27 protein-coding genes are annotated in these 26,331 nt (G+C 66.9%); 18 read left to right on the top strand and 9 right to left on the bottom strand.

Annotated features, from left to right (window positions below; all coding sequences use genetic code 11):
* Nucleotides 1–28 precede the first annotated feature (28 nt).
* Nucleotides 29–1,054: an ABC transporter substrate-binding protein gene (locus B2W22_RS25230; protein ID WP_286940015.1), complete on the top strand. Its 1,026-nt coding sequence runs from the start codon at nt 29–31 to the stop codon at nt 1,052–1,054.
* Nucleotides 1,055–1,058: 4 nt separating this feature from the next.
* Here the strand turns inward: B2W22_RS25230 and B2W22_RS25225 are convergent, their stop codons facing one another.
* From B2W22_RS25225 to B2W22_RS28480, 3 genes are read right to left on the bottom strand one after another with little or no spacing between them, the layout of a single operon-like run.
* On the bottom strand, nt 1,059–2,228 hold the full coding sequence (locus B2W22_RS25225) for a CaiB/BaiF CoA transferase family protein (RefSeq protein ID WP_286940013.1): 1,170 nt from the start codon (nt 2,226–2,228) through the stop codon (nt 1,059–1,061).
* Nucleotides 2,225–3,067: an acyl-CoA thioester hydrolase/BAAT C-terminal domain-containing protein gene (locus B2W22_RS28485; RefSeq protein ID WP_349679474.1), complete on the bottom strand. Its 843-nt coding sequence runs from the start codon at nt 3,065–3,067 to the stop codon at nt 2,225–2,227. The genes B2W22_RS25225 and B2W22_RS28485 overlap by 4 nt, the downstream gene beginning before the upstream one ends.
* Nucleotides 3,058–3,546 carry an acyl-CoA thioesterase/BAAT N-terminal domain-containing protein gene (locus B2W22_RS28480; RefSeq protein ID WP_349679473.1) on the bottom strand — a complete coding sequence of 163 codons (489 nt, stop codon included), beginning with the start codon at nt 3,544–3,546 and terminating at the stop codon, nt 3,058–3,060. The genes B2W22_RS28485 and B2W22_RS28480 overlap by 10 nt, the downstream gene beginning before the upstream one ends.
* Nucleotides 3,547–3,777: 231 nt before the next feature.
* Here B2W22_RS28480 and B2W22_RS25215 point away from each other — a divergent pair, with 231 nt between their 5' ends.
* The 15 genes from B2W22_RS25215 to B2W22_RS25145 all read left to right on the top strand — a co-directional run bounded on the left by B2W22_RS25215 (nt 3,778) and on the right by B2W22_RS25145 (nt 18,187).
* A complete protein-coding gene (locus B2W22_RS25215; RefSeq protein WP_175125219.1) occupies nt 3,778–4,584 on the top strand; it encodes an ABC transporter ATP-binding protein in 807 nt (268 codons plus the stop codon).
* A gap of 4 nt (nt 4,585–4,588) precedes the next feature.
* Entirely contained in the window at nt 4,589–5,392 is an 804-nt protein-coding gene (locus tag B2W22_RS25210; protein ID WP_175125220.1) for an ABC transporter permease, read from the top strand.
* Nucleotides 5,393–5,443: 51 nt separating this feature from the next.
* Complete coding sequence (locus tag B2W22_RS25205) at nt 5,444–6,448, top strand: zinc-binding dehydrogenase (RefSeq protein WP_217467867.1); 1,005 nt, start codon at nt 5,444–5,446, stop codon at nt 6,446–6,448.
* Nucleotides 6,449–6,470: 22 nt separating this feature from the next.
* Nucleotides 6,471–6,896 (top strand): PaaI family thioesterase, encoded by a 426-nt coding sequence (locus B2W22_RS25200; protein ID WP_175125222.1) that lies wholly within the window; start codon nt 6,471–6,473, stop codon nt 6,894–6,896.
* Between the two features lie 12 nt (nt 6,897–6,908).
* Nucleotides 6,909–7,763, top strand: a complete 855-nt coding sequence (locus B2W22_RS25195; protein WP_175125223.1) for a VOC family protein — start codon at nt 6,909–6,911, stop codon at nt 7,761–7,763.
* Nucleotides 7,753–9,291, top strand: a complete 1,539-nt coding sequence (locus tag B2W22_RS25190) for a class I adenylate-forming enzyme family protein (RefSeq protein ID WP_286940012.1) — start codon at nt 7,753–7,755, stop codon at nt 9,289–9,291. The genes B2W22_RS25195 and B2W22_RS25190 overlap by 11 nt, the downstream gene beginning before the upstream one ends.
* A gap of 94 nt (nt 9,292–9,385) precedes the next feature.
* Entirely contained in the window at nt 9,386–10,471 is a 1,086-nt protein-coding gene (locus tag B2W22_RS25185; RefSeq protein WP_286940010.1) for an ABC transporter substrate-binding protein, read from the top strand.
* Complete coding sequence (locus B2W22_RS25180) at nt 10,468–11,229, top strand: ABC transporter ATP-binding protein (protein WP_286940008.1); 762 nt, start codon at nt 10,468–10,470, stop codon at nt 11,227–11,229. Before B2W22_RS25185 ends, B2W22_RS25180 begins: the two co-directional genes overlap by 4 nt.
* Nucleotides 11,230–11,233: 4 nt before the next feature.
* Nucleotides 11,234–12,016, top strand: coding sequence for an ABC transporter permease (locus B2W22_RS25175; protein WP_175125227.1), 783 nt, complete (start codon nt 11,234–11,236; stop codon nt 12,014–12,016).
* Nucleotides 11,988–12,767, top strand: a complete 780-nt coding sequence (locus tag B2W22_RS25170; protein ID WP_254595050.1) for a class II aldolase/adducin family protein — start codon at nt 11,988–11,990, stop codon at nt 12,765–12,767. Before B2W22_RS25175 ends, B2W22_RS25170 begins: the two co-directional genes overlap by 29 nt.
* A 28-nt stretch (nt 12,768–12,795) precedes the next feature.
* Entirely contained in the window at nt 12,796–13,788 is a 993-nt protein-coding gene (locus tag B2W22_RS25165; RefSeq protein ID WP_286940007.1) for an ABC transporter substrate-binding protein, read from the top strand.
* A 467-nt stretch (nt 13,789–14,255) separates the two neighbouring features.
* Nucleotides 14,256–15,257 (top strand): ABC transporter substrate-binding protein, encoded by a 1,002-nt coding sequence (locus B2W22_RS25160; protein WP_175125229.1) that lies wholly within the window; start codon nt 14,256–14,258, stop codon nt 15,255–15,257.
* Nucleotides 15,258–15,549: 292 nt separating this feature from the next.
* Complete coding sequence (locus tag B2W22_RS25155) at nt 15,550–16,407, top strand: ABC transporter permease (RefSeq protein WP_175125230.1); 858 nt, start codon at nt 15,550–15,552, stop codon at nt 16,405–16,407.
* Nucleotides 16,404–17,687, top strand: a complete 1,284-nt coding sequence (locus B2W22_RS25150; RefSeq protein WP_254595051.1) for a quaternary amine ABC transporter ATP-binding protein — start codon at nt 16,404–16,406, stop codon at nt 17,685–17,687. The genes B2W22_RS25155 and B2W22_RS25150 overlap by 4 nt, the downstream gene beginning before the upstream one ends.
* 125 nt (nt 17,688–17,812) lie before the next feature.
* Nucleotides 17,813–18,187 (top strand): tautomerase family protein, encoded by a 375-nt coding sequence (locus B2W22_RS25145; protein WP_175125231.1) that lies wholly within the window; start codon nt 17,813–17,815, stop codon nt 18,185–18,187.
* Between the two features lie 86 nt (nt 18,188–18,273).
* On the opposite strand, the gene B2W22_RS25140 is transcribed toward B2W22_RS25145, so the two are convergent.
* The 3 genes from B2W22_RS25140 to B2W22_RS25130 form a co-directional block, all read right to left on the bottom strand.
* Complete coding sequence (locus tag B2W22_RS25140) at nt 18,274–19,239, bottom strand: Bug family tripartite tricarboxylate transporter substrate binding protein (RefSeq protein ID WP_105240027.1); 966 nt, start codon at nt 19,237–19,239, stop codon at nt 18,274–18,276.
* 86 nt (nt 19,240–19,325) lie between these two features.
* Entirely contained in the window at nt 19,326–19,805 is a 480-nt protein-coding gene (locus B2W22_RS25135; protein ID WP_175125232.1) for a MaoC family dehydratase, read from the bottom strand.
* Nucleotides 19,802–21,049, bottom strand: coding sequence for a CaiB/BaiF CoA transferase family protein (locus B2W22_RS25130; RefSeq protein ID WP_286940004.1), 1,248 nt, complete (start codon nt 21,047–21,049; stop codon nt 19,802–19,804). Before B2W22_RS25130 ends, B2W22_RS25135 begins: the two co-directional genes overlap by 4 nt.
* A 71-nt stretch (nt 21,050–21,120) precedes the next feature.
* On the opposite strand from B2W22_RS25130, the gene B2W22_RS25125 reads away from it, so the two are divergent.
* Nucleotides 21,121–22,026, top strand: coding sequence for a LysR family transcriptional regulator (locus B2W22_RS25125; RefSeq protein ID WP_286940001.1), 906 nt, complete (start codon nt 21,121–21,123; stop codon nt 22,024–22,026).
* A 16-nt stretch (nt 22,027–22,042) separates the two neighbouring features.
* Here B2W22_RS25125 and B2W22_RS25120 read toward each other — a convergent pair whose 3' ends face one another.
* From B2W22_RS25120 to B2W22_RS25110, 3 genes are all read right to left on the bottom strand, one after another.
* Nucleotides 22,043–23,179: an AAA family ATPase gene (locus B2W22_RS25120; protein ID WP_286939999.1), complete on the bottom strand. Its 1,137-nt coding sequence runs from the start codon at nt 23,177–23,179 to the stop codon at nt 22,043–22,045.
* Nucleotides 23,176–24,051 (bottom strand): RNA ligase family protein, encoded by an 876-nt coding sequence (locus tag B2W22_RS25115; protein WP_286939998.1) that lies wholly within the window; start codon nt 24,049–24,051, stop codon nt 23,176–23,178. Before B2W22_RS25115 ends, B2W22_RS25120 begins: the two co-directional genes overlap by 4 nt.
* 309 nt (nt 24,052–24,360) lie before the next feature.
* Nucleotides 24,361–25,494, bottom strand: coding sequence for a metallophosphoesterase (locus tag B2W22_RS25110; RefSeq protein ID WP_286939997.1), 1,134 nt, complete (start codon nt 25,492–25,494; stop codon nt 24,361–24,363).
* A gap of 180 nt (nt 25,495–25,674) precedes the next feature.
* On the opposite strand from B2W22_RS25110, the gene B2W22_RS25105 reads away from it, so the two are divergent.
* Nucleotides 25,675–26,196 carry a GNAT family N-acetyltransferase gene (locus B2W22_RS25105; protein WP_254595053.1) on the top strand — a complete coding sequence of 174 codons (522 nt, stop codon included), beginning with the start codon at nt 25,675–25,677 and terminating at the stop codon, nt 26,194–26,196.
* The last annotated feature ends 135 nt before the right edge of the window (nt 26,197–26,331 follow it).

Genomic DNA, 26,331 nt, shown 5'->3' with positions numbered 1-26,331 from the left:
CCCACCGGCCCAAGGAGCCCGCGACCTCATGTCCATCAATCCCTTTCCCCTGCGGCGCTTTGCAGCGACCTCGGCGCTGGCCTTCGCAACGCTAGTCGCGGCAGCTGCACCGGCGCATGCCGAAGGCACATTGCGCGTGGCGCAGCAGTTCGGTATCGCGTATCTGATCCTTGATGTGGTCAAAGACCAGAAGCTGATCGAGAAGCACGGCAAGCAGGCCGGCGTGGATATCAAGGTGGAATGGGCGCAGATTTCCGGTGCGTCGGCCATGAACGAGGCGCTGCTGGCCGGCGCGCTGGACATGGTGTCGGCCGGCGTGCCGCCTGCGCTGGTGCTGTGGGATCGCACGCGCGGCAAGCAGAACGTGAAGCTGGTGGCGGCGCTGGGGTCGTTGCCCAACTATCTGCTGAGCAACAATCCGGCAGTGAAGACGCTGGATGACTTTGGCGCCAAGGATCGCATCGCGGTGCCGGCCGCTGGCGTCGGATTCCAGTCGCGCACCCTGCAGATCGAAGCCGCCAAGCGTTATGGCAAGGACAACTTCAAGCGCTTCGACGATATTTCCATCAGCCTGCCGCATCCGGATGCGACCACCGCACTGATCTCCGGCGGCCTGGAAGTGAACGCGCATTTTTCCAGCGCGCCGTTCTACTACCAGGCGCTGGAGCGCAATCCGGCGGTGCACAAGGTGATCAGTTCGTACGACATCCTGGGCGGACCCGCGACGTTCAACGTGCTGTACACCACCCAGAAATTCCACGACGCCAATCCCAAGACCTATCAGGCGTTCTACGCTGCGCTGGCGGAGGCTGCGGCGTGGATTCCCGGCCATAAGGACGAGGCCGCCTCGATCTTCATCCGCCAGCAGAATTCCAAGCTCCCGGTCGATTTTGTGAAGAAGATCCTGGACGATCCCGAAAACCAGTTCACGATCACGCCGCAGCAGACCAAGGTGTATGCCGACAAGCTGCGCGAGATCGGCGTGCTGCAAGGGCAGGCCGACAGCTGGAAGGATTACTTCTTCGCGCCGGCCCACGCCACCGCGGGTAGCTGAGGGTCTAGTCGAGCAAGCCGTGCGCCTGCGCGCGCTCAAGCGCGGCGGGCGGCAGCCAGCGGCCCAGCGCAGCCAGCGCCGACGTGCTGCGCAATGGCGCCGCGACCGGCGCGATCGGCGGCGCCTTGCTGCGGCTCAAGCGCGGCGCGGGCGCAGGTTGGGCAATGCCGTCAACCTCGATAAACGTGCCGCGCGCGCGCAAGTGCGGGTGATTCGGGGCTTCGTCAAAATTCAGCACCGGCGCAAAGCACGCATCGGTTCCTTCCAGCCGCGCGGTCCATTCGTCGCGCGAGCGGGCGGCAAAGGCTTGCGCCAGCTGCTCGCGCAGCGCCGGCCAGCGGGCGCGGTCGGATTGCCAACCGGCCAGCTCCGGCGGCAGTTCCAACAGCGTCAGTAGTTGCTTGAAGAACTTGGCCTCCAACGGGCCAATGGAAACATAGCGGCCATCACGGCAGGCGTACACGTCGTAGAAGGGCGCGCCCGAGTCGATCAGGTTGGTGCCGCGTTCGGCCCGCCACATGCCCGCCGCAGCCAGCCCGTGAAAAGCGGTGGACAGGGACGCCACGCCGTCGACCATGGCCGCGTCCACGACTTGTCCCAGACCGCTGCGCGCGCGTTCGATCAGCGCGGCCAGGATGCCCAGCGCCAGATACAACCCGCCGCCCGCGAAGTCGCCAAGGAGCGCCAGCGGCGGCGTGGGCGGCTGGCCCTGCCGGCCGATCGCGTCAAGGGCGCCGGTGATACCCAGGTAGTTGATGTCGTGTCCCGCCGACTGGGCGAGCGGCCCGGACTGTCCCCAGCCCGTGACCCGGCCATAGACCAGGCGTGGATTGCGCGCGAGGCACGCGTCCGGCCCCAAGCCCAGCCGTTCCATCACGCCGGGACGGAAGCCTTCGATGAGGGCGTCGGCGCTTTCCACGAGGTCCAGGACCAGCGCCGCGGATTCCGGCCGCTTGAGGTCCAGTTCAATCGACGTGCGGTTTCGCAGCAGCAGGTTGAAGCGCGGTTCGCGCTGGATGCCTTGCTCGACGGGATCCCGACGCTGGATGCGCAGGACCGTCGCGCCCATGTCGGCCAGCAGCATCGCCGCCATCGGCGCCGGACCGATGCCTTCCAATTCAATGACGGTCACGCCCGCCAGTGCGCCCGCGCCGGGCGACTGCTGCGCGCTCATGCGGTGGCTGCGGTGCGTTCAGCGACCGCGGCCGCCAGAAAGCGCTGCACCGCCGCCCACGAGTCCGCGTTGGCGCGCGCGTTGGCGGCCGCGTCGCCGCCGCCGGTCAACACGATGCCGGACACCGCATGCGCGCGCGAAATCTCGGTGGTGGGCACACCGGGCGCCTGCAGGGCGTGCCCGGCGTCTGGATAGTCCAGGTGCGCCACGGCGTGCGGATGGCCGGCCGCTTGCAGGGTTTGTGCCACGTCGGCGGCGTACCGGGTCGATGGCCAATAGCCGTCGTCGCCCGCGGACAGCACCAGGACCGGACCCGCTATCCGTTCCACCGGAATGCGGGCGCGCGCGACGGCGGCCGCATCCTGCTGGGCGTTCACGAACGCCTGCGCCTGGCGGCGGGGCTCGGGCAGGCTGTCGACGAGGCCCCAATCCTGCGCGGCGTTGTTCTCCCAGACGTGCGCCAGCGGTTGGCCCGCCTGCGTCCAGGCGGGACCGAAGCGGCCCGTGCCCGGCTTGCCCGCGTTCAACACGCCATGTACGACCGAGCTGGGTACGTAGGCGATCACCGCCGATACGGCCTGCGGATACAGGCTGCCCAGCAGCAGCGCCAGTTCGCCGCCGCGCGAATGGCCACTGACGGCGATGAAGTTTTCAACAGGCCTGACCGTCGCGCGCAGCCATTGCAGCGCGCGCTCGAAGTATTCCAGCGGAATTTCGGAAAGGTAGTCAGGCAAGCCGGGCGCGCCGAAGTAGCCCAGCGCCAGCGCGGCATAACCGCGCGACGCAAAGAGCGCGGCCCGTGCTTCGTTGATGCCGCCGCCCGATCCGTTCAACACCACGATGGCCGGATGCGGCCGGGACCGGCGGGGGTATACAGCACGCCCACCAGTCCGTCCTCGTTCAAGGGCTGCCGCGTGACGCCGCTGTCGACGTGGCGCTGTTCGAAACGGGCGGACGCGTGATTGCCGTGCGTGTCGCTGGCCGAGGCGCGTACATGGATGACGCCGTCCGCGCCCTCGGGAGCGGGCAGGTCCTCGGTGTCGCCAGCATCGCCGGCATGCGCCGGGGACTGCGACCAGATCGGACCCTGGCCGTCGGCGATGCGGTAGCCGCCGGATACGGGCGCCTGCCCGGACACGTCGACCGTCCCCTTCGCATCGGCGAGGTAGGTGTTGCGGCTGCGCCAGACCTCGCCATCAGGCTGTCGCGAAGTCAGCGTCAGGGTCACGGCGGAATGCGGATGAAAGCCTTCCAGCGAGAAGACGCGGGGTACGTCGATCAACGCGGCGGCGGGGGTGACGGCAAGACGGGCTGGCATGCTTCGAGTATCCAATTGGGGCGTGAAAGCCCCTGAACATAGGTGCGCAACATTCCGCTGGCTACGAAGATTTCCGCATGCCGATAGCCGGTTTTCACCTAAGGACTGCACGCCATTTGCAGATGGGAAATCGTTCGTTCCCATGCATGTGCATGACGCATAAGCTGCGAAGCATGATGTCGTTTCGCCCCAAGCCCGGCGTGCAAGGCATCGTCATCAACCGTGCCTTTCATGACCGATCTGTCCGCCATCCATCACGTCCATCGCATATCTCCCGACCGCCAGCCCGCGTCCGCCGCCATCTCGCTGCGTAAGGTGTCCAAGCGCTTTGCGCGCCGCAACGACTCGCCGCTGCAGGTGCTCGAGGGCATCGACCTGGACATACCGCATGGCCAGGTGGTCGCCATACTAGGTGCGTCAGGCTGCGGCAAGAGCACGCTGCTCAATCTGATTGCGGGTCTCGCGCATCCTGACGAGGGCAACATCCTGGTGGAAGGCGCCAGCACGGCGGCGTACACCGACTGGCGCGCGGTGGGCTATCTGTTCCAGGACGACCGGCTGCTGCCGTGGCGCACCGCGCGGGACAACGTCTGCTTCGGCCTGGAGGCCACGCGCTTGCCACGCGCCGAACGCCAGGCGCGGGCGCTGGCCGCGCTGGAATCAGTGGGGCTTGCCGGTTTTGCGTCGGCCTACCCGCATGAGTTGTCCGGCGGCATGCGCAGCCGCGTGGCCCTGGCGCGCAGTCTGGTGAACGAGCCGCGCATTCTGCTGCTGGATGAACCGTTCTCCAAGCTGGACCCCGGCACCCGCGCGCAGATGCACGCCGAGCTGCTGGACATCCAGGCAAGCCGCGGCATGACCGTGGTGTTTGTGACGCATGACGTCGAGGAAGCGGTGGTGCTGGCCGATCAGGTGGTAATTCTGCGGCCGCGGCCCGGTCGCATCCGCGAGATCGCGCCCGTGACGCTGACCAGGCCGCGCGCGCCGTCTCAACCCGAGGTCGCCGAGCTGATCCGTCAGTTGCGCGTGCGGGTGTAGCGTCATGAACCAGACTTCGATTTCGGCCGTCCGCGTGTCGGCATGGCGTGTCCTGGGCGGCAATGCGGGCCGGCGCCTCTTGCTGGTGGCGCTGCTGCTGGCCGCATGGGCGTTCGCCGCGCGCGGCGTGCCCGCGTACATCCTGCCGGGTCCGGCACGCGTGGCCGACGCGCTGGGACGGTTGGTTTCCAGCGATACGTTCTGGCGCGACCTGGGCGTGACTTTCTGGCGGGTCATCGCGGGCTTCTCGTTGGCCGCCGTGGCGGGCACGGCGCTGGGGCTGCTGTTCGGCAGCCGCCGCAAGCTGGGCGAGTTCTTTGAACCCGTGCTGGCCGTCACCAACACAATTTCCTCGGCCATCTGGGCCATCTTCGCCATCATCTGGTTCGGCATCTCCAACGCCACGACCATCTTCGTGGTGTTCATGACCGCGCTGCCGCTGATCCTGACCAACGTCTGGCAGGGCGCCCGCTCGGTGCGCGCCGACCTGGTCGAGCTGGCGCGCAGCTTCCGCATGCCGCCGCTGCGCATCCTGCGCACGATCTATCTGCCCTCCATCCTGCCCGACTTCTTTTCAGGCGCGCGCCTGGCGTTCGGCTTCGGCTGGCGGGTGTCGCTGGTGGCCGAAACCATCGGCGCGTCCAACGGCGTGGGCTACAGGCTGCGGCAGGCGGCCGACCTCGTGCAGACCGATCAGGTGTTTGCATGGACGATCACGCTGGTCGGCCTGATGGTGCTGATCGAGTTCTGCGTGCTCAAGCCGCTTGAGACGCACCTGTTCCGCTGGCGCCGCGCCGCGGCGGACTGATCTTCTTCCCGCTTTTTTTCCCCTCACGGATCCAATCACATGTCCCAAACCATGAAGGCGCTCGTGCTCAACGCGCACGGCGGCCTGGACCAACTGTCGGTCGTCCATGACAAGCCTGTGCCCCAGGCGACTCCCGGCCACGTCGTGGTGCGCGTGCGCGCCTCGTCCTTCAACTACCACGATGTCTTCACGGTGCAGGGCATGCCCGGCATCAAGGTGCCGCTGCCGGTGATCATCGGCCTGGATCTGGCCGGCGACATCGCCGAGGTCGGCGCGGACGTCGAAGGCTGGAAGGCGGGCGACCGCGTGCTGGTCAATCCGCTGAATCGCGAGAAGGGCCTGATGGGCGAAATGCTGGACGGCGGCATGGCGCAGTACTGCCTGGTGTCGGCGGCGCAGCTTCTGCCGTTGCCGGCCAACGTCACGTATGAACAGGCGGCCGCCTTGCCGGTGGCCTATGGCACCGCCCACCGGATGCTCGTCACGCACCGCACCGTGCAGGCCGGCGACAAGGTGTTGATCCTGGGCGCCAGCGGCGGCGTCGGCACGGCCAGCGTCATCCTGGCCAAGCGCCTGGGCGCCGAGGTGATTGCATGCGCCAGCGGCGCGGACAAGCTGGCGCGTTTGCGAGAGATCGGCGCGGACCACGTTGTCGACTACCGCGAGACTGACTTCTCCAAATGGGCGATCCAGCAGTATGGCAAGCCGCAGCGCCGCGGCACGGAAGGCGGGGTGGACGTGGTGGTGAACTTCACGGGCGGCGACACCTGGGTGCCGTCGCTGCGTTGCATCCGTCGAGGCGGGATCCTGCTGACGTGCGGGGCCACCGCGGGCTACGACCCCAAGGAAGACCTGCGCTACATCTGGAGCTTTGAACTGACCGTCAAGGGTTCCAACAGCTTCTACGACGAGAACCTGCTTGCGCTGCTGGACCAGGTCGACCGCGGCGAGATCGCGCCGCTGATCGACCGCGTGGTGCCGCTTGAAGAAGCGGCCGAAGGCCTGGCCGCCATCCGCGACCGCAAGGTCATCGGCAAGATCATCGTCGCTCCCTGAATCCCAATCGGAACCTTTGAACATGTCTGAACAGAACCTGCCCGCCGCGGCCGATATCCAGGCGCGTCTCCTGCGCAGTCCCTATCACCAATGGCTTGGCCTGAAAGTGCTGTCGGTCGGCGACGGCGAGATTGTGCTGCAGGCCACGTGGCGCGAGGAATGGTCGGTCAACCCCGACAACCCCTACACGCACGGCGGCATTCTGGCCGCGCTGATCGACCTGACCGCGGACTGGGCGCTCGTCTCCCACACGGGCCGTGGCGTGCCGACGGTGGACCTGCGGGTCGACTATCACCGGCCGGCGATCCAGGGCGACCTCACCATCCGTGGCAAGGTCGTCAAGGCCGGCAAGCAGTTGTCGGTGGCTGAAGCGCGCATCGAGGACGCCCAAGGCGCGCTGCTGGCCAGCGGGCGCGGCGTGTATCTGACCGCGCCGCCCAAGGGCTGAGGGGAGAGGGGCATGAACAGCGCTCTGCCGCTCGATCACCTGGTGATCAATACGCGCTTTGGCACCGATGCGGCCGCGCGCCTGTTCGCGGCGCTGGGGTTCACGCTGACGCCGCAAGGCCGCCACGCGTTCGGGTCGGTGAATCATCTGATGGTGTTCCAGGACGATTACCTGGAGCTGATCGGCCTGCCGACCGACGGTGGCACCTTGCGCCAGGAGATCCTGGACAACCCCGCGGGCATCGACGGGCTGGTCTACAAGCCGGCCTCGGCCGACGCCGTGCATGCCGCGCTGACGCGCGCCGGCGCGGCGGTGGCGCCGCTGCATGCCTTCACCCGTCCGCTTGAACTGGACGGCGTGCAGCACGAAGCCAGCTTCCGCACCGTGCGCTACCAGCCCGGCGCCTTCGAGGCCGGCCGCGTCTATTACTGCCAGCACCTGACGCCGGAACTGGTGTGGCGTCCTGAATGGCAGTCGCACGCCAATGGCGTGCGTGGCCTCGCGGGCCTGACGCTGGTGTCCGCACACCCGCAGGCCGATGCGCAGGCGTACGCGCAGGCGGCGTTCGGCCAGGTCCATCTGGACGGGCGCGGCTTTTCGATCCCCAGCCCCGGCTTTTCGGTCGATCTGCTGGATGCCGACGCCTATGCCCAGCGCTACGGCGATCTTGCGTGCGATGCGCTGGGCCGCGACAGCTTCTTCGGCGCCATCGCCTTGCGCGCTGGCAATCCCGATGCGCTGGAACGGCACGTCGCCGCGCTGGGCGACGACCTGCGCGCGCGGCCCTGGCAACGCGATGGATTGAGCGGCCTGGCCGTGGCTTTGCCGGGCTTGAACACCTTACTGGACTTCGTCTATGAGCACTGATCCCGGCTTTCATGCCTACAACCTGGGCGGGCTCACGCCGCCGGGCGCCAAGCCCGACGATGTGGCGGTGATCGCGCTGGACGATGCGCAGAACGAGACGCGCCTGACGGTCGGGGAGCTTGATGGTCTGTGCAATGCCGTCGCGCGCGGGCTGCTGCGCCGCGGGCTGCAACGCGGCGATCGCGTCGCGGTGCTGGCCGCCAACAGCGCGCAGTTCCTGGCCGTGCTGCTGGGCGCGCAGCGGGCGGGCCTGGTTGTCGTGCCGGTGAACTACAAGTTTCCGCGCGCCTTGTCGGACTTCGTCATCCAGGACAGCGGCGCGCGGCTGGTCTTCTGCGATGCCGCGCGGCGCGCGCAGACACCGTCGGATCTGCCCGTCGTGGAGTTCGGCGCGCCGGGCGAGGCCGGGCTGGACGCCTTGCTCGACCCGGGTCCGTTCGAGGCCGTGACGCCGGCGCCGCACGAAGCCGCGTTCTTCCTGTACACGTCCGGATCCACCGGCAAGCCCAAGGGTGTGGTGCTGTCGCACCGCAGCCATCTGTGGGTGGTGCGCACGCGGCTCGCCGGCCAAAGCCTGGCCGGGCAGCGCTATCTGATCGCCGCGCCGATGTATCACATGAACGCGCTGGCGCTGTGCCAGCTTGCGCTGGCCGGGCAGGCGACCATCGTGCTGCTGCCGCAGTTCAAGCCGCGGCCCTACATCGAGGCCATCGCGCGTTATCGCCCCACCTGGCTCACGTCCGTGCCGCCGATGATGGCGATGGTGCTGCGCGAAGAGGATCTGCTTGCCCGCGCCGACCTGAGCAGCGTGGAGGTCGTGCGCATGGGCTCGGCGCCCGTCAGCGAAGCCTTGCAGGCCGCCATCCGCCGTGCGCTGCCCCAGGCTCGCGTGATCAATTCGTACGGCACCACCGAGGCCGGCCCCGTCACGTTCGGCCCCCATCCGGCAGGGCTGCCGCAGCCTGACATGTCGATCGGCCATGCGCATCCGCAGGTGCAGGTTAGGCTGGTGGACGCCGCGGGCCACGAGAGCGACCAGGGCGTGCTGCACGTCAAGAGCCCCGGCATCATGCTGGGCTATCACAACCGCCCCGACATCCGCGCGGCCATCACCGCCGACGGCTATTACGTCACGGGCGACGTGCTGCGCCGCGACGCGCAGGGCTTCTATTACTTCGTGGGCCGCGACGACGACATGTTCGTGTCCGGCGGCGAAAACATCTTTCCCGGCGAGGTCGAGAAAGTGCTGGAGACGCTGCCCGGCGTGCAGCAGGCCTGCGTCGTGCCGGTGCCGGACGACATCAAGGGCCACAAGCCGGTGGCGTTCGTTGTGCCCGCCGCGCCCGGCGTGCTGACCGAAGACGCCGTCAAGCAGCACGTGCTGACGCACGCGCCGGCCTACCAGCATCCGCGCCGCGTCTGGTTTCTGGACGCCTTGCCGCTGGCTTCCACCAACAAGGTCGACCGCAACCTGCTCAAGCAGCGGGCGCGTGAGGCGTCGACCGAACCCGAGGCCTCGGCGGCCTGATGCGCAGTGGTGCGCCTTGGCGCGCACCGTACCGATCTGCATGAACACGCACCAGCACGACCTGAATACGAACACACACCAACGGAACACTGCAATGACCAAACCCGCACACACCCTGGCGCGCGTAGCCGCGGCCGCCATCGCGCTGGCCGCCTTTCCGGCCGCGCAGGCCGCCGACACCGTCACCGTGGCCCTGGGCATTCCGCTCACCGTCGCCAGCGGCGGCGTATACGGGCTGGGCAAGGACCTGGGCTACTTCGACCAGGAGAACATCGAGGTCAAGACGATCGTGTTCCAGGGCGCAGGCGCCTTGCTGCCCCAGGTGGCGTCCAAGAAGGTCACCATCGGGCTGCCGCTGCCCGAGCCCGTTCTGGCCAGCTACGAGACCGGCAAGACGCCGCTGCCGGTGCGCTACTTCTACAACACCATCCCGTCGAACGAGCTGGAGCTGGCGGTGCTGGCCGATGGTCCGATCAAGACGATCAAGGACCTGAAGGGCAAGAAGATCGGGGTCGGCGCGCTGACCTGGGGCACCATTCCGTCGACGCGTGCGCTGCTGCGGCAGGAATCGCTGGTGCCCGGCAAGGATGTCGACATCGTGGCGGTGGGCGTGCTGGGGTCCGGCTTTCTGGCGCTGAAGGAGGGCCGGGTGGACGCCCTGAACTACAACAGCTCGTGGACCGCGATGCTTGAGCTGACCGGCACCAAGGTCCGCCGCCTGCCGTATCCGCCGATTTTCCAGAAGATCAACAGCAACGGCTTCATCGCGCATGAAGACACGCTGCGCGACCAGCCCGAGCTGCTGGCCCGCTTCGGGCGCGCCTACACCAAGGCGGTGCTGGCGTGCGACGCCAATCCGCGTCTGTGCGCCGAGACGTTCTGGAAGTACCAGCCCGAGGCCAAGCCCAAGGATGGCGACTATCAGAAGAACCTGGACGAAGCCATCGTGCTGGTCAAGAAGCGCATGGACAGCACGTTGCGCCGTCCCGATGGCACTGAACGCGTGGCGGGCGAATTCGATCTGGGGGTGATCCGGTCGTTCGTGGGCGCGATGCACGAGGCCGGCGAGTTCAACACCGCCGACATTCCCGTCGACAAGATCTTCAGCAACCAGCTCGTGCCGAAGTTCTCGGCGTTCGATGCCGCCGCCGTGCGCGCGCAGGCGAAGGCGGTCCAATGACGGCAGCGCCCTTGCTGCAGGCGCGCGCGGTGTCGGTGTCCTACCAGACGCGGCGCGGCAGCATCGATGCGCTGCGCGAGGTGGATCTGGCGGTGGGCGAGGGCGAGTTCGTCACGATTCTCGGGCCGTCGGGCTGCGGCAAGTCCACGCTGCTCAAGCTTGCCGCGGGGCTGCTCACCCCTACGCTCGGCCAGGTCGAAGTCGGCGGCGTGCCGGTTGAGGGGCCCAGCCGCGACATCGGCGTTGCCTTCCAGAAGCCAACGCTGCTGCCGTGGCGCACGGTGCTGGACAACGTCTTGCTGCCGAGCGAAACCGCCGGCGAGCGCGGCGCCGATGCCGAGCGCCGCGCGCGGGAACTGCTGGACCTCGTGGGGCTGCGCGACTTTGCCGGCAACTATCCCAACGAACTGTCCGGCGGCATGCAGCAGCGGGTCGGGCTGGCGCGGATGCTGCAGCGCGACCCGCGGCTGCTGCTGATGGACGAACCATTCGCCGCGCTGGACGCGATGACGCGCGAGGCGCTGACGCTGGAGCTGCAGCGGATCTGGATGCGCGACCGCAAATCCGTGCTGTTCATCACGCACAGCATTCCCGAAGCCGTGATGCTGTCGGACCGCGTGCTGGTCATGTCGGCCCGCCCGGGCAGGGTGGTCGAGGACTTCAAGGTCGATATCCCGCGCCCGCGAACGATGGCGACGCTGGCCGAGCCCGCGTTCACCGCCGCTGCCGATCATCTTCGGCGCCACTTCATCGGATGAATCCATGCAACGACTGACCGCTGTCCTGTACCCGCTGGCCACGCTGGCCGTGGTGCTGCTGGCCTGGCATTTTTCCGTGACGTACTTCAAGGTGCCCGACTACATCCTGACCACGCCCGGCGCCGTCTTCCGCACACTGGTGTCGGTATTCCAGGACGGCACGATCTGGCGCCACATCGGCTATACCGTGGCCGCGACGCTCATCGGCTACGCCATCGGCAGCGCGCTGGCGCTGCTGCTGGGCGCGCTGCTGGCGGAATCGCGCACGTTCGAGAAATTTGTGTATCCGCTGCTGGTCGCCATCCAGGCCACGCCCAAGGTGGCATTGGCGCCGCTGATCCTGGTGTGGTTCGGCTTCGGGCTGGCGTCCAAGGTGGTGCTGGTGGTGCTGATCTGCTTTTTCCCGCTGTTCATCAACACCATCGTCGGCATCCGGCGTGTGGACCCGGACCTGATCGACGCGTGCCGCGCGTTCTCGGCGTCGCGCTGGTACATCTTCCGGCACGTGAAGCTGCCGGCGGCGTCCGGCGACATTTTTGCCGGCTTGCAGATCGGCGTGTCGCTCGCGCTGATCGGCACCGTGGTGGGCGAGCTGGTGTCGTCGGAGGCCGGGCTGGGTTACCTGATCGGATCGGCCGCGGTCAATCTGAACGTCAGCACGATGTTCGCCGGCGTGATCCTGCTGGCCGCATTCGGCGTAGCCGGCGCGCAGACGGTGCGCTGGCTGCATCGCAAGATCGTCTTCTGGGAGGCCGCCGGTGGCGCAGACACCCAAGCCCGATCCTGACGTGTTGGACGCCGCGCGCGCGCAGACGCGCATCGACCTTGCCGCCTGCCATCGGCTGGCGGCGCAGTTCGGCATGACCGATCTCATCTACACGCATATCTCTGCGCGTGTGCCTGGCGCGGAAGACCAGTTCCTGATCAATCCGTTCGGCCTGCTGTTCGACGAGATTCGCGCCGACAACCTGGTGACGGTGGGCGCGGACGGCGAAATCCTGGATGACCCGACCGGGCTTGGCATCAACCGGGCGGGCTTTGTCATCCATTCGGCGGTGCATCAGGCCCGGCCGGACGCGGTGTGCGTCATGCACACCCACACGCTGGCCGGTGTGGCGGTGTCCGCCCTGCGCGGCGGGCTGCTGCCTTATACCCAGCACGCGGCGCGCTTTCATGGGCGCATGGGCTATCACGCCTACGAAGGCGTGGCGGTCGACCTGGACGAACGCGCGCGGCTGGTGCGCGACCTGGGGCCGCACAAGGCGCTGATGCTGCGCAACCACGGCCTGCTGACGTGCGGGGCGACCGTCGGCGAGACGTTCGAACTGATGTATTTCCTGGAATTTGCCTGCCGTGCGCAGTTGCAGATCCAGGCGAGCGGCCAGTCCGTCGCGGTGCCCGACCGCGACGCCATCCAGCGTGCGGCAGAAACCTTCGACCGCGCCGCCGGCCGCAGCAGCCCGCGACTGTGGCACGCGCTGCTGCGTGGGCTGGACCGCACCGATTCCACTTACCGACACCTGCCGCCGGCGCGTTGACCGGGCAGGACTCACACCTGGAGCACTTATGAAACCCTTGCAATTGATCAAACGCGCCGCGCTCTTGGCGGTAATGGCCGGCGGCCTGGCCGCGGCGCCCGCGCATGCCGAAAAGATCCGCGTCGGCTACTGGCCCAGCGGGCTGACGCTGGGTTACGGCGCGGTGCTGGAGGCGGGCACCTTCTTCAAGGACCAAGGCCTGGAGGTGGAGTACGTGCACTTCTCGGACGTCAATGGCCCGACCCGCGCCATCGCCGCAAACGCCATCGACCTGGCCTTCGGATCCCCGGCCGCGGGCGCGTTTGCGCTGGCGACCGATGGCGTCCCGGTGAAGATCGTGCTGGCGACGCAGCCGTCGAACGTTTCCTTCGTGGTGCTGGAAGATTCGCCGATCAAGACGCTGGCCGACCTGAAGGGCAAGAAAATCGGCATGTCGCCCGCGGGCAGTTCCACCGCGACCATCGCCAGCGCCGTGCTGGCCGGCAACCACGGGATCAAGGAGAAGGATTTCACGCTGGTGCCGGGCAATGAGCCGCGCCTGGTGCAGTTCCTGGCGCAAAAGGAAGTGGACGCCGCCGCGCTGCGCAATGTCACGACCGCGCAGTTGAAGGATCTGAAGGTGCGCACGTTGTCCACGTTTGGCGATCAGTGGAAGACGCTGACCAAAAGCGACAGCGTGCCCTACAACGCCGTGGGCCTGGTCCGCGCGGAGTACCAGCAGAAGAATCCGGACGCCGTTGTGCGGGCGATCGTGGCACTGCGCAAGGCGCTGGAATACGGCCAGGCCAATCCCGCGCAGGTGGTGAGCGCGGTGCAGAAAGCGGGCAATCTGCCGCAGGCGGATGCGCAGGTGTTCGCGGACCTGTGGGATGAAAATTACCGGGTGTCGCTGAACGCGGCGGATCTGGATACGCTCGGCCGCGAGTTCCAGATCTTCAAGGACAACGGGACGCTGAAGGGGGATTTGCCGGCGGGGGCGTTGGACGCCGGGCCGTACCAGCAGTCGCTGGCTCGTAAGTAAGGGTGCCGAACTGGCCGCGCAAACCGGCCATTTCGGGCTTCCCAAGCCCCGTTTTGGAACGCCCTGTATGTGTTTATCCGAACATATTGTTAACTAAATGTATCGGACCTCCCCGGACGAATTTCCCCTGGGGAAAACGGCCATCTACCCAAGTGCATACCGGGTTTTCCCTGATGTTTTTCGTGGCGAATGTATCTGTTTCATTCACCCTCGGGGTTGGTCGGCATCTCAATTTCGTTTAAGATGCCGCCTTCTTCGTTCAGTTTGTTCTCTTTCTCTGAGTTCTCAAAAACCCGTTTTTGAAGCTCCCTGTCTTGCAAGACGCCGCGTCCCTCGCGGGCCGTCTTGTTGCTAGTGTCGGTTTGTATTGGCGGTTCTGCCCGTCTTCCGCACAACCCCCTTAGCTCCACGGTGCCTCCCGGGCTTGTTCCCGGCGTGCGTGCCTGAACCTATGGAGGCAAAAGCCAATGCGTTTTACCCCTGTCAAGACCCTGGCCGCCGCGGCCGTTCTGTTTGCGTTTGCCGGTTCGGCCCAAGCCGCCGACGCGCCGCAATGCGAAATCAAGCGGCCGGTCACCTTCGGCGCCATGAACTGGGAATCCAATCTGGTCCTGGTTGACGTCGAACGTTTCATCATGGAAAAGGGCTACGGTTGCAAGACCGAAACCCTGCCGACCGAAACGCTGCCCGCCCTGGCTGCCCTCGAGCGCGGCGATCTGGACATCAATACCGAAATCTGGCTGAACAGCGTGGCCGACCCCTGGGCCCGCGCCGAGAAGACCGGCAAGGTCAAGCGCATCGGTGACCTGTACATGGGCGCCGAAGGCTGGTACATCCCCAAGTACACGGCTGAGCGCCTGCCGGAACTGAAGTCCGCCGCCGACCTGCCCAAGTTCAAGGACCAGTTCAAGGATCCGGAAGAGCCCGGCAAGGGCCGTTTCTACGGCTGCCCGGCAGGCTGGGGTTGCGAAGTCACCAGCAACAACCTGTTCCATGCCCTGAAGCTTGACGACTCCTACACGCTGTATTCGCCCGGCACGGGCGCGGCGCAGAAGGCGGCCCTGATGTCGGCCTACAAGCGCAAGCAGAACGTTGTCTTCTACTACTGGTCCCCCACGCCGCTGGTCGGCGCCATGGATCTGGTCAAGCTGGACCTGCCGCCCTACGACGCCGAAAAGCACAAGTGCCTGACGTCGCCCAAGTGCGCCAAGCCTGAGCCCAGCGCCTATCCCGACAATCCCGTCTTCACGGCGGTGAACACCAAGTTCTCCGAAGATGCGCCCAAGCTGACCGAATTCCTGTCCAAGGTTTCGGTGCCGCTGCCGGTCATCAACGAAACCCTGGCCCACATGGAAGAGTCCGGCGATGAATCCACCGCCGTGGCCAAGTGGTTCCTGAAGAACAAACCCGACGTCTGGACCAAGTGGGTCCCCGCCGACGTCGCCGGGCGCGTCCAAAGCGCGCTGTAAAGCACTGTGATCCTGGCTGCGCGCCGCGGTGGCGCGTACCGGCCCTTTGAGGGACCGGACCTCTTTGCCGGGATGGCCGCCGGCCGGGCGCATGCGTCCGGCCCGGCAAGCGTGCTTGTGCCGCCACCCGCGGTGGCAGTGATACCGGTGCAGGGCACCGATGCGGATGTGATCTGCGCGATCCATCATCCGTCCAGGTGCCAGGCACCCGTCTCAGTCTCGTTGTTTTCCGCTGCGCCGGCGCGCCCGGTGGCGACACGGGCGGCGAGCGCGCCAGAATGGAGTCAAAACGATGTTTCCTGAAATTATTCCCGCCCGTCAGGTACGGGGGGCGATCGACGGCTTTGTCGATCATCTGGTCACCAACTATGCCGACACGCTGGAGACGTTGTCCCAGCCCGTGCTGCATGCGTTGGTGTGGTTGGAGCAACTTTTGCGCAACTCGCCCTGGTGGGCGGTTGTCGCCGTCACCATCGCGATCGCCTATGGCGTGAGCCGCCGCGTCGGGCTGAGCCTGGCGATGGGCGCGCTGCTGTGCGTGATCGGCGTGCTGGGCCTGTGGGACGCCGGCATGCAGACGCTGGCGCTGATGATCATGGCCGCCGGCCTGTCGGTGCTGATCGGCATCCCGCTGGGCGTGCTGATGGCGCGGGTGAATTGGCTGCGTTCGGGCATGCTGCCCGTGCTGGACGTGATGCAGACGATGCCCAGCTTCGTGTACCTGATTCCCGTCGTCATGCTGTTCGGCCTGGGTAAGATCCCCGCCATCATCGCAACCGTCATCTACGCCGTGCCTCCGCTTATCCGCCTGACCGACCTGGGCATCCGCCTGGTCGACCGCGAAGTGCTGGAAGCGTCGCGCGCCTTTGGCGCCAATCCCCGCCAGCAGCTCTTCGGCGTGCAATTGCCCCTGGCGCTGCCCAACATCATGGCCGGCATCAACCAGACCACGATGATGGCGCTGTCGATGGTCGTGATCGCGTCGATGATCGGCGCGCGCGGCCTGGGTTATGAAGTGCTGCTGGGCATCAACCGCCTGGAAGTGGGCCGGGGCCTGTTGGCAGGCCTGGGTATCGTGGTGCTGGCCGTGCTGTTCGACCGGATCACGCAATCGTATGGACAGCGCATGCGCATGGGAGGCCAGCGATGAGCAAGATCGAAGTCAAGAACATCTACAAGATCTTCGGAGCGCATCCGAAGAAGTGGCTGGAAGCCGCGCAGGGCGGCATGAGCAAGGAAGAGCTGCTGGCCAAAAGCGGCCACACGCTGGGTCTGCGCGACATCAGCCTGTCCATCGAAGAAGGCAGCATCTACGTCATCATGGGCTTGTCCGGATCGGGCAAGTCGACCCTGATCCGCCACTTCAACCGCCTGATCGAGCCCAGCGCGGGCCACATCCTGGTCGATGGCGTGGACGTGGTCAGCCTGAACAAGCGCGACCTGGAAGTCTTCCGTCAAAAGAAGATGAGCATGGTGTTCCAGCGCTTTGGCCTGTTTCCGCATCGCACGGTGCTGGATAACGCCGCGTACGGACTGACCGTCCAAGGCGTGGGCAAGGCCGAGCGTGAGCAGCGCGCCCGCGAATGGCTGGAACAGGTGGGCCTGTCGGGCTTCGAGAACCAGTACCCGCATCAGCTTTCCGGCGGCATGCAGCAGCGTGTCGGCCTGGCGCGCGCGCTGGCGACCGACGCCGAAATCCTGCTGATGGACGAAGCGTTCTCCGCGCTGGACCCGCTGATCCGCCGCGAAATGCAGGATCAGCTGCTGCAACTGCAGGCCAAGCTCAACAAGACCATCGTCTTCATCACGCACGATCTGGACGAAGCGCTGCGCCTGGGCAACCGCATTGCCATCCTGAAGGACGGCGAGCTGGTGCAGGAAGGCACGCCGGAGGACATTTTGCTGAACCCGGCCAACGATTACGTGCAGTCGTTCCTGCAGGACGTGAACCGCACCAAGGTGCTCAACGCCACGCACGCCGTGAATCCGGCGCGCCTGACGCTGACCATGCGCTCGCGCCCCGCGCATGCCGTGGACCGCATGAGCGCGCTGAACTACGAGTACGCGCCGGTGCTGGACGGCAAGCGCCTCGCCGGCGTGCTGACCGCCGAGGCAGCCGCGAAGGCGATGCAGGAAGGCGCCCGCGATGTGTCCCGCTTTGTCGAGGACCTGGCGTCGGTGCCTGCCACCGCGGGCCTGGGCGAAGTGCTCGCGCAACTGGTTCACAGCGATCAGCCGGTCGCCGTGACGGGCGAGGACGACGAGTTCCTGGGCATGCTGTCCCGCAAGAAGGTCGTGGAGCTGGTGACGCCGGCCCTGACCGAGACGCCGGTGTCGGCTGAAACCTTGACGGAAACCCCGGCTACGGCGGATGCAGACGCGTCGAACGTCCAACCGGAACTGGAACGCGAAGGCAAGGCCGCCGCCTGATTCCGGCGTTCTCCGCATGACCCCTCGCGCCCGCGTGCAGTTGCTTGCACGCGGGCGCAGTCACGATATGATGGCTTGCCGGTCGGCTTGGCCGGTTTTCCTTTTATCGGAACATCGGAATCGTCATGCCCCTCTTGAACGTCCAGATCATGCAAGGCCACACGGCCGCCCAGAAAGCCGACCTGCTCAACGCCGCGTCCAACGCGGTGGTCGAAAGCATCGCGGCGCCGCTGTCCAGCGTGCGCGCCGTGCTGCACGAAGTCCCGGCCGAACACGTGATCGTCGCGGGCGAAATCGGCAAGCGCATGGCGCGCGTGGACGTGGATCTGATCGAAGGCCGCGACGAAGCCAAGAAGGCGGCGCTGATCGCGGCGCTGAACCAGGCCGTGTGCGCCAGTCTCGACATCTCTGGCGAAGACGTCCGCGTGATCCTGCGCGACGTGCCCAAGACCGACATGGGCGTGGCAAATGGCCTGAGCGCCAAGGCCGCGGGACGTTAAGTCGCCCGGCTTACCAAAGCAGTATTGAAAACGCCCGCTTCACGCGGGCGTTTGTCTTGGCGAGTGACGCGTAGGCGCAATTGCGTTCAATCCAGCTTCACGTTCGCCGCCTTCACCACCTCGCCCCATCGCGCGATCTCGCTCTTGATGTAGGCGGCATATTCTTGCGGCGTCGACCCCAGCGCCTGCGCGCCTTGCACCTTGAGCTGCTTCTGCATCTCCGGAGATTTCAGGGCGCGCAGGATCTCGGCATTGAGCTTGTCGATCACAGGCGCGGGCGTGCCGGCCGGCACCACCACGCCCTGCCAAGCCCCCATCCCAAAACCCGGCGCCACGGTTTCCGCCACCGTCGGCACGTTGGGCAACTGGTCGCTGCGCGTCTCGCTGGTCACCGCCAGCGCACGCAGCTTGCCTTCGCGGATGAAGCCCAGCGAATCGTTCAGCGTGTTGGTCATCACCTGGACCTGTCCGCCGACCAGATCCGTCATGGCCGGGGCGCTGCCGCGATAGGGCACGTGGACCGCATCGATATCCAGTGACCGCAAAAGCAGGAGCGCGCCCAGATGCGTGACGTTGCCGGCGCCGGCAGAGCCGTACGACAGCTTGCCGGGATGCTTGCGGGCATAGTCCACGAAGGCCGGCGCCGTGTCGGCGGGCACCGACGGATGCACAAGCAGGACGAGCGGAATGACGGCCGTGGTGGACACCGGCGCAAAGTCCTTGACCGGGTCGAAGGCCAGCGAGCGATACAGGTTGGGGCTGAGCGCGATGGACGAGGTGTTGTACAGCACCGTGTAGCCGTCGGGCTTGGCCGCGGCCGCGTACTGCATGCCGATGTTGCCGTTGGCGCCGCCCTTGTTTTCGACGACGACGGTCTGGCCCAACTGGTCCGTCAACTGCTTGGCCAGCACGCGCGCCACCAGATCAGTCGGACCGCCGGGCGGGAAGGGCACCACCATCGTGATCGGGCGGTCGGGCCACGCGGCCTGGGCGCTGGCGGCGCCTCCTAGCGCCAGAATGGCCAGCGTGGTCGCCAGCAGTGCTTTTTTCATGGGTTGTCTCCTTGGGCTGTTATGGGTACTGCGGATGGGCGGCGGCGCCTCTGCGGGATGCCTGCCGCTGATAGCGGTCAGCCTGGTCAGCGCGGCCTGCCGGCCAGCATGCGCACGGCCGTGTAGGCCATCACCGGCTTGCCGTGCTGGTTGCGCACGTCGATGGCGGACGTGACGACCGCGCGGTTGTGCTGCGAGGTCGGGCGCACGCCGGTGACTTCGATCTCGGCCCAGATGGTGTCGCCGGCCACCACCGGCGCAATCATCTTCTTGTGGACCTCCAGCAGCGCCAGACCCGTTCCCTGCACCATGCCCTGCATGATCAGGCCTTCGATCAGGCCATAGGTCAGCGCGCCCGGCGCGGGGCGGCCCTGGATGGCGCCGTGGGTGTAGGTGGCGTCGATGAATATGGTCTCCAGCATGCCGGTGACGCTGATGAAGTTGACGATGTCGGTCTCGGTCACCGTGCGGCGAAATGTCTGGAAGCGCTGGCCGACTGTCAGGTCCTGCCAGTAAAAGCCTTGGCCGAGTTGGATGGCGGGCGAGGTGTCGCGGTCTTGGGTCATGCGGGGTCCTTGGCGTTTTCAGAAAGGGGGGCGATGGCTTGCCGGGCGGCTCCGGTGTCCAGCAGCGCGTCGACGGCTGCCGGCGAGAGGCCCGCTTCGGCCAGCACGTTACGCGTGTGCTCGCCCAGGCGCGGCGGCATGGCGGGCGGCACGTGGGAATGCTGCAAACGCACGGGGTTACGCGGAAAGCGGTAGCGACTGCCGGACGCGCTTTCCAGCGGCACGAAGAAGTCCACGCTGGCCAGATGCGGATCGGTCTCCAGATCTTCCAGCCGGTTCACGGGTGCGGCCGGGATCTGCAGCCGCTCACACAACGCCAGCCAGTACGCCGTGTCATGGGCCGCGACGAGGCCGGCCTGCAATTCGTACAGGGTCTCGATGTGCCGCGTGCGCGCCGAGATGTCGGCAAAGCGCGGATCCTGCGCCAGATCGGGGCGGCCGGCCGCGTTGAAGAAGTCGCGCCAATGCGCGTCGGTGTAGGGCATCAGGCAGACGTGTCCGTCGGCGGTCTGGCAGGGCCGGCGCCAGGGCGTGAGCACGCGCGGATAACCGGCGTCGCCCGGCTCATCCGCCAGATGCCGGCCGTAGTAGTGCTCGACCAGCGCAAAGGACGCCATGCTTTCGAACATGGGCACTTCCAGCTGCTGTCCCTGGCCGGTACGCGCGCGCTGGAACAGCGCCGCAAGAATGGCGTGCGCGGCGACCAGACCGCACGTCTTGTCGGCGGCGACGGTGGGCAGGTAGCGCGGCGCGCCGGTCTGGCGGCCGACAAGATCCGCGAACCCCGACAGGCCCTGGATGATGTCGTCGTAGGCTGGGCGGCCGTCGTACGCGCCGCCTTCACCGAAGCCATACAGGCCGGCATAGACCAGCCGCGGGTTGCGCGCGCACAGCGTGGCCGGGTCCAGCCCCAGCGCCGCCATCTTGGCCGGCCGCATGCTGTGCATCAGCACGTCGGCCTGATCCACCAGCGTCAGCAGCGCCTCGCGCGCGGCGGGCTGCTTCAGGTCCAGCACGATGCTGCGCTTGTTGCGGTTCAGACCCAGGAAGATCGCGGACAGGCCGGGTTCCTGCGCGGGGCCGGTTTGCCGGGTGGAGTCGCCGCCGGGCGCTTCGACCTTGATGACGTCCGCACCGTAGTCGGCCAGGATCTGCGAGGCATAGGGGCCAAATACGACGGAAGTCAGGTCCAGGACGCGGATGCCGTCCAGCGCCGGGCCGTTTGAGAGGGGAGATGTCGTCATGGCGGAAATCCTATCGGCGCCGCACATACGCGTCTAATATGGCTTCGGTATTGCTTGATACGGAATCTGTTATGGCTATAGATTTGCGCCAGCTTCGGCAGTTCGTCACGATCGCCGAGCTGGGGAGTTACCGCCGCGCCGCCGATGCGCTGCACATCGCCCAACCCGCGCTGTCGGTGTCGATCCAGAAGCTGGAGCATGCGGTGGGCGTGCCGCTGCTGGTGCGGGGCGCCAAGGGCGTCACCACGACACCCGCGGGCGACGCCCTGATGGCCGATGCGCGCCGCGCGCTGTTCCATACCGATCAGGCGCGCCAGGCGGCACGCCGGGTGGCGTTGGGGGAATGGGGGACGCTGCGCCTGGGCTTTGTGGGCTCGGCCACGTACATGCTGCTGCCGCGCTGCCTGCCGGCCTTCCGCGCGCAGTACCCGGATGTGCATCTGGACCTGCGCGAAGACAGCACGGTCGGATTGGTGGCGATGCTGCGCGCCAACGAGATCGACGCAGGTTTGGTGCGCGGTCCGTTGGCCGAAGACAGCGAACTGGATTCTTGGGTGGTCGAGCGCGACGACCTGATGCTGGCCGTGCCGGCCCGCCATCCTCTGGCCGACGTTGGCCCGATTGCGCTCGAGCGCATGCGGTCCGAAAACTTCGTGCTGTATTCGCCAGCCAAGGTGCCGGGGTTGAACGGCGTGACGCTGGCGCTGTGTCACAAGGCGGGGTTTTCGCCTCGCATCAGCCAGGAAGCCATTCAGGTGCAGACGCTGGTCAGCCTGGTCGCCAGCGGCCTGGGCGTGGCGCTGGTGCCCGGCGTGACCCGCGCGTATTCGACGCCGCACGTGGCATTTGTGCCGCTGACCGACCCGGATGCGCAGGGCGCGCTGTCGCTGTCGCTGGTGACGCATCGCGACACCTCATGCGCATCAGTGCTGCGCCTACGCGACAGCATGCTGACGCCGGCGCTTGTGCCTGCCTGACCCGCGCTACACCGCGCTACACCGCATAAACCACCCGGTGTGCCTCCGTGGGCAGCGGCAGGTCCCAGCGGTGCAGCATGCCGGTCAGCGTCTTGTTGGACAGCGACGTATCGCGCCGCGCATTGCGGCGTAGCAGCTCGACACGCGGCTTTTCCAGATACACCAGCTCCACGTCCGCGTGATACGCATACAGCAGGTCCAGCGTCTTCTTGCGCATCAGCTCGCTGAGGTTGGTGGCGTTCCACACAAACGGCGCGCGGGCGCGCAGCAGTGCCTTTGCACGGTCAATGGCCAGGTGCGTGACCATGCCCTCGTTCTTGCCATGGCGCAGGCCCAGTTCCTCGCGCGCGTCGTCGAACGACACCACCGGCAGGTCCCGATGATGCGCCGCCACCCACGTGTTCTTGCCGGACGCCGGCAACCCCGACATGACGATGACCCGCGAGCCCGGCTCCTGGAACAACGCATAGTCGGGATGCACGTCGGCGCCGCGGAAATAGCTGACGGCGGTGTGCGCGTCGGCAAAGGCACGGGGCTGGCCGAAGCACTGCTCGTCGCGCGCCAGCTCGCAGAAGAGGGCGATGTTGTCCAGCACGCGGGCAGAGTCAGCGCATATCCGGCCGCGCATGTCGGCTTCGGCCAGCATGGCGAGCAATGGAAGCGACACGTGCCAGGACAACTCGCGCACGATGAACTCCGGCGAGCGGCCGCGGCGCGAGCCTTCCAGCGCGAAGAACGGCACCTGATGCGTGGCGATCAGCCGGCATATCGCTTCGCGCACCGCGAACGGCACGCCCGCGTCCCACAATGCGATGCGCGCGTCGATGGCGCCCTTGCGCGAATGGCCAGGCTGGCCGATGGCGCCGGTTACCGGGTCGATCACCGTGGTGCTGTGCTTGGCCACGTCGTGCAGCAGCGCGGCCAGGAACACGATCTCCTGCTCCGCGCGGGGCGCGGCCTGGTACTGCGGCAGCGCGAGCAGCGCGTCCACCACCATCTGCGTATGCGTCCATACATCGCCCTCGCCGTGATAGCGGGGGTCCTGCGGCGTGGTCTTGGCCAGCTCCAGCGCGGGGAAGGCGGCCAGGCAAGCCGCATAGTCCGCGCCGCGCCCCGGCTGGGGCACGAGGGCCCGGATCTGTTCGTGATTCATGATGTCTCTCCCGTGCGGTCGTCGCGCAACGTGTCCCAGCCGACTGCAAGGCGCGGCGCGTACAGGTCGACGCCGTCGGCGAGCTGGTTGGGGATGAACGGCTGCTCCGAATGGTGCATGTCCGAATCCAGAATGGCCTGTACGAAGTCGCGGCGCACCCACTTGTAGCGGGCGATGGTCTTGCCGTCCGCTTCGGCCTTGATATACAGGCCTTCCGACAGATCCGACTTGTCGCACTGCTTCCACGCGCGAGCCAGGTCCAGGCCTTCGCGCAGCACGGTGGCCTCGAAGGCATCGCGCCAGCCAGCCGTCTTGGCAAGCGACGGCTTGAGCATGGCCTTCAGTTCGGCCAGCCGCGCGGGCGCGGGGCCTTCGTAAAGCACGGGCACCGACAGCACCGGACCATCGGCCAGCAACGCGCGGCGCGCGCCGGTCGACAGGAACTCGCCGGTGCGGCGGTCCAGCACGTCGAATTCAAAGAAGTGATGCGGCAGGGCGTCGTAGAACACGGAGTGCTTCTTCGACAGCGTTTCGCCGTACATCACATAGCGATCTTCCAGCCGCTCCAGCAGCCAGTCCGCGTGCGCGGCGGCCCAGGCCTTGACGAAGCTGAACTGCCGCTCGCGGCCGCCGCCCACCAGGTAGTGGCCGCGGGATTGCAGCAGCAGTTCGCCCGACGGGCTGAAGCTGATGCCCGTGTTGGCGCCATCCAGCTTTTCTTCGACGACGAGCGTCTGGCCGGCCAGCGTGCGATAGGGCACGTGGTCATGGCCTTCGTCCCCGTCCTGCAGGCGCGAGCCTTCAAGGTGGGGCGTTCGGGGATATCGGAACAGGTCTAGCGATTGCGCGTAGGCGCAGAAATCCAGCGTCATGGGTCTTCTCCAGCAAATGGGAAAAGCCGACGACACAGTCTTTACGGGAGGGGAAGCGAGGATGGGAGGTGTTGCGCTTCCTGGATCCGCGCCTGCCGGGCGGGGGTGTGCTCATTACATGGCGTCGAGCAGCGAATGCGGGCAGGCTGACCGCGGTACCAGGACGGTACTCGTCGGCGTTCAGGCGAATTGACGAATGGCAGACACGGTTGCACCCAAGAAGCGAAAGGCGTTGAAAAAGCAGGGCCGAATGCTAAGTCAGCGCGGCGGCGCTTGTCAATGCGCCGCCGCGTGTGTGGCAGGACCGCGTCAGGCGGGCGGCGCGGCGCGCAGCACGATCTGCGTGATCTCCGACGGCCGGCCAAGCCGGATCGGAAAGCCCGGCCACAGGCCCGCGCCGTTGCTCACGTAGAGCTGCATGTTGCCGACCTGGTACATGCCCGACACATAGCCTTCGTTGGCCAGCTGGGTGATGAAATGCGGACCCAGAATCTGGCCGCCATGCGTATGGCCCGACAGTTGCAGGCCGGCGCCGGCTTGCGCGTGGCGCTTGGCGCCCACGGGCCGATGGCTCAAGAGGATCACCGCCGACGACGGCGGCACGCCCTTCATGGCCGCGTCGATGTCAGGCAGGGGCTGGTTCACGCGCGCCGCCACGCTGTCGGTGATGCCCGCCAGGACCAGCGGCTGGCCGTCGCGTTCAATTGTCATGTGTTCATTGAGCAGCATGCGCAGGCCGAGTTTCCTGAAGGCCTCGATCCAGCCCAGGTACTCGGCGTAATACTCGTGGTTGCCCGGAATCGCCACCACGCCATATTGCGCGCGCAGATCGGCCAGCGGTTGCACGTCGGCGGCGCGCGCCGCAGGCGTGCCGTCGACCAGATCGCCGGTGATGAGCGTCAGGTCCGGCTTGAGCGCATTGGTGCGCGCCACGACGGCCTGCATCCAGTCGCCCTGCAGCAGGCGGCTGGCGTGCAGGTCGGTCAGGTGCACGATGCGAAAGCCGTCATACGCTTGCGGCAGGTTGGGCAAGGCGACCTCGATCGTCTTGACCTCCGGCACGCGCACGGCCTGCCAGACGCCAACGGCGGACAGCGCAAGCGCGGCCACGGCGGACCCGGCGCGCAGACGCGTGCAGCCCAGCAGCGCGCGTCCGCGTCCCCGCGAGAACAGCGATATGACGAGCCCCGCCACATCCGTGACGAACAGGAAGGCGGCCAGCAGAATGAGCGCGCCAAACGCCCAGCCCAGCGTCATCAGCACCGCAGCGGGCACCTCGGGCGACGCCATGGTGCCGAAGAAGTTGCGGGTGATGAGATGGTGCTCGGCGGCCAGCACGACCAATACCGACAGCAGTACTCGGCCGGGGGCGGGCCACTTCAATTGCCAGACGAAGCGCCAGATGACGTAGAGCGCGATAAGCCCTGTGATGACATGAAACACGTGCGAAATCCTGAATCTTGTTGTTGGAATCGCCCGGCCCGGCGTCTCGCTGCCGCCCGGACGAAATTTCCCGCGAGGGAGCGCCGATTAAAACACTGGATTCTGCGCGGCGGCTGAAACATGGCGCGCGTTGATGGCGGGTCGTAGAATCGCATGCGCCTGCCGCAATCTGGAGTTGCCTTGTCCACGCTTATCCGCCCCGCCCGTCCCGAGGATGCTGCGCTGCTGCCCGCGATCGAACGATCTGCGGGCGCGCTGTTTCGCGCCGCGCCCGGCCTGGAATGGATCGCGGACGACGCGGTGATGTCTGAGGCCGACCATCTGCGCCTGATCGCGCAGGGCACGTCATGGGTGGCGCAAGCGTCGGACCAACTGTGCGGATTCCTTTGCGCCGAGCGCTTCGAAGACGCGTTGCACCTGCGGGAGCTGGCGGTCGATGCCGGTCATCAGCGCATGGGAATTGGCCGCTCCCTGGTGCAGGCCGCATGCGGCCATGCCTGGGCAGCGGGCCTGGCTGTTGTCACCCTGACGACCTTTCGCGACCTGGCATGGAATGCGCCCTGGTATGCGCGGCTCGGATTCCGCGAAGTGCAGGTAACTCCCGGCTCACGGCTGCATGCGGTGCTGGCGGCCGAGGCCAGCCACGGGCTGCCGGTTGCGCGGCGCGTGGCGATGCGCCTGCAGCGGGCACCGGACGCATAGCCCAAGCGCCGCGTTGGGCCTGCCGAGTTGCGGTTGGCGACCGCTGGATTACCCAAAAATAGTTCGGTATTCTGAGTTATCCCGGTGCGCCAGCCCGCGCCGGTGACTGCGCTGTCGTCCTCCGTGGCGTGCGCA

The sequence above is a fragment of the Achromobacter sp. UBA4530 genome, from assembly GCF_002388205.1.
Classification (GTDB): Bacteria; Pseudomonadota; Gammaproteobacteria; order Burkholderiales; family Burkholderiaceae_B; genus Achromobacter; species Achromobacter animicus.
The sequence above is the reverse complement of the archived record's forward strand: the minus strand, read 5'-3'. Positions and strand labels throughout refer to the sequence as shown.

What these genes read in the sequence shown, in the direction of transcription:
- B2W22_RS25160 (WP_175125229.1), top strand. Translation starts at nt 14,256, where the DNA reads ATGCGTTTTACCCCTGTCAAGACCCTGGCCGCCGCGGCCGTTCTGTTT.
- B2W22_RS25165 (WP_286940007.1), top strand. Translation starts at nt 12,796, where the DNA reads ATGAAACCCTTGCAATTGATCAAACGCGCCGCGCTCTTGGCGGTAATG.
- B2W22_RS25180 (WP_286940008.1), top strand. Translation starts at nt 10,468, where the DNA reads ATGACGGCAGCGCCCTTGCTGCAGGCGCGCGCGGTGTCGGTGTCCTAC.
- B2W22_RS25210 (WP_175125220.1), top strand. Translation starts at nt 4,589, where the DNA reads ATGAACCAGACTTCGATTTCGGCCGTCCGCGTGTCGGCATGGCGTGTC.
- B2W22_RS25195 (WP_175125223.1), top strand. Translation starts at nt 6,909, where the DNA reads ATGAACAGCGCTCTGCCGCTCGATCACCTGGTGATCAATACGCGCTTT.
- B2W22_RS25150 (WP_254595051.1), top strand. Translation starts at nt 16,404, where the DNA reads ATGAGCAAGATCGAAGTCAAGAACATCTACAAGATCTTCGGAGCGCAT.
- B2W22_RS25155 (WP_175125230.1), top strand. Translation starts at nt 15,550, where the DNA reads ATGTTTCCTGAAATTATTCCCGCCCGTCAGGTACGGGGGGCGATCGAC.
- B2W22_RS25125 (WP_286940001.1), top strand. Translation starts at nt 21,121, where the DNA reads ATGGCTATAGATTTGCGCCAGCTTCGGCAGTTCGTCACGATCGCCGAG.
- B2W22_RS25200 (WP_175125222.1), top strand. Translation starts at nt 6,471, where the DNA reads ATGTCTGAACAGAACCTGCCCGCCGCGGCCGATATCCAGGCGCGTCTC.
- B2W22_RS25225 (WP_286940013.1), bottom strand. Translation starts at nt 2,228, where the DNA reads ATGAGCGCGCAGCAGTCGCCCGGCGCGGGCGCACTGGCGGGCGTGACC.
- B2W22_RS25130 (WP_286940004.1), bottom strand. Translation starts at nt 21,049, where the DNA reads ATGACGACATCTCCCCTCTCAAACGGCCCGGCGCTGGACGGCATCCGC.
- B2W22_RS25205 (WP_217467867.1), top strand. Translation starts at nt 5,444, where the DNA reads ATGAAGGCGCTCGTGCTCAACGCGCACGGCGGCCTGGACCAACTGTCG.
- B2W22_RS25145 (WP_175125231.1), top strand. Translation starts at nt 17,813, where the DNA reads ATGCCCCTCTTGAACGTCCAGATCATGCAAGGCCACACGGCCGCCCAG.
- B2W22_RS25115 (WP_286939998.1), bottom strand. Translation starts at nt 24,051, where the DNA reads ATGACGCTGGATTTCTGCGCCTACGCGCAATCGCTAGACCTGTTCCGA.
- B2W22_RS28480 (WP_349679473.1), bottom strand. Translation starts at nt 3,546, where the DNA reads ATGCCAGCCCGTCTTGCCGTCACCCCCGCCGCCGCGTTGATCGACGTA.
- B2W22_RS25175 (WP_175125227.1), top strand. Translation starts at nt 11,234, where the DNA reads ATGCAACGACTGACCGCTGTCCTGTACCCGCTGGCCACGCTGGCCGTG.
- B2W22_RS25135 (WP_175125232.1), bottom strand. Translation starts at nt 19,805, where the DNA reads ATGACCCAAGACCGCGACACCTCGCCCGCCATCCAACTCGGCCAAGGC.
- B2W22_RS25230 (WP_286940015.1), top strand. Translation starts at nt 29, where the DNA reads ATGTCCATCAATCCCTTTCCCCTGCGGCGCTTTGCAGCGACCTCGGCG.
- B2W22_RS25120 (WP_286939999.1), bottom strand. Translation starts at nt 23,179, where the DNA reads ATGAATCACGAACAGATCCGGGCCCTCGTGCCCCAGCCGGGGCGCGGC.
- B2W22_RS25215 (WP_175125219.1), top strand. Translation starts at nt 3,778, where the DNA reads ATGACCGATCTGTCCGCCATCCATCACGTCCATCGCATATCTCCCGAC.
- B2W22_RS25140 (WP_105240027.1), bottom strand. Translation starts at nt 19,239, where the DNA reads ATGAAAAAAGCACTGCTGGCGACCACGCTGGCCATTCTGGCGCTAGGA.
- B2W22_RS25185 (WP_286940010.1), top strand. Translation starts at nt 9,386, where the DNA reads ATGACCAAACCCGCACACACCCTGGCGCGCGTAGCCGCGGCCGCCATC.
- B2W22_RS25190 (WP_286940012.1), top strand. Translation starts at nt 7,753, where the DNA reads ATGAGCACTGATCCCGGCTTTCATGCCTACAACCTGGGCGGGCTCACG.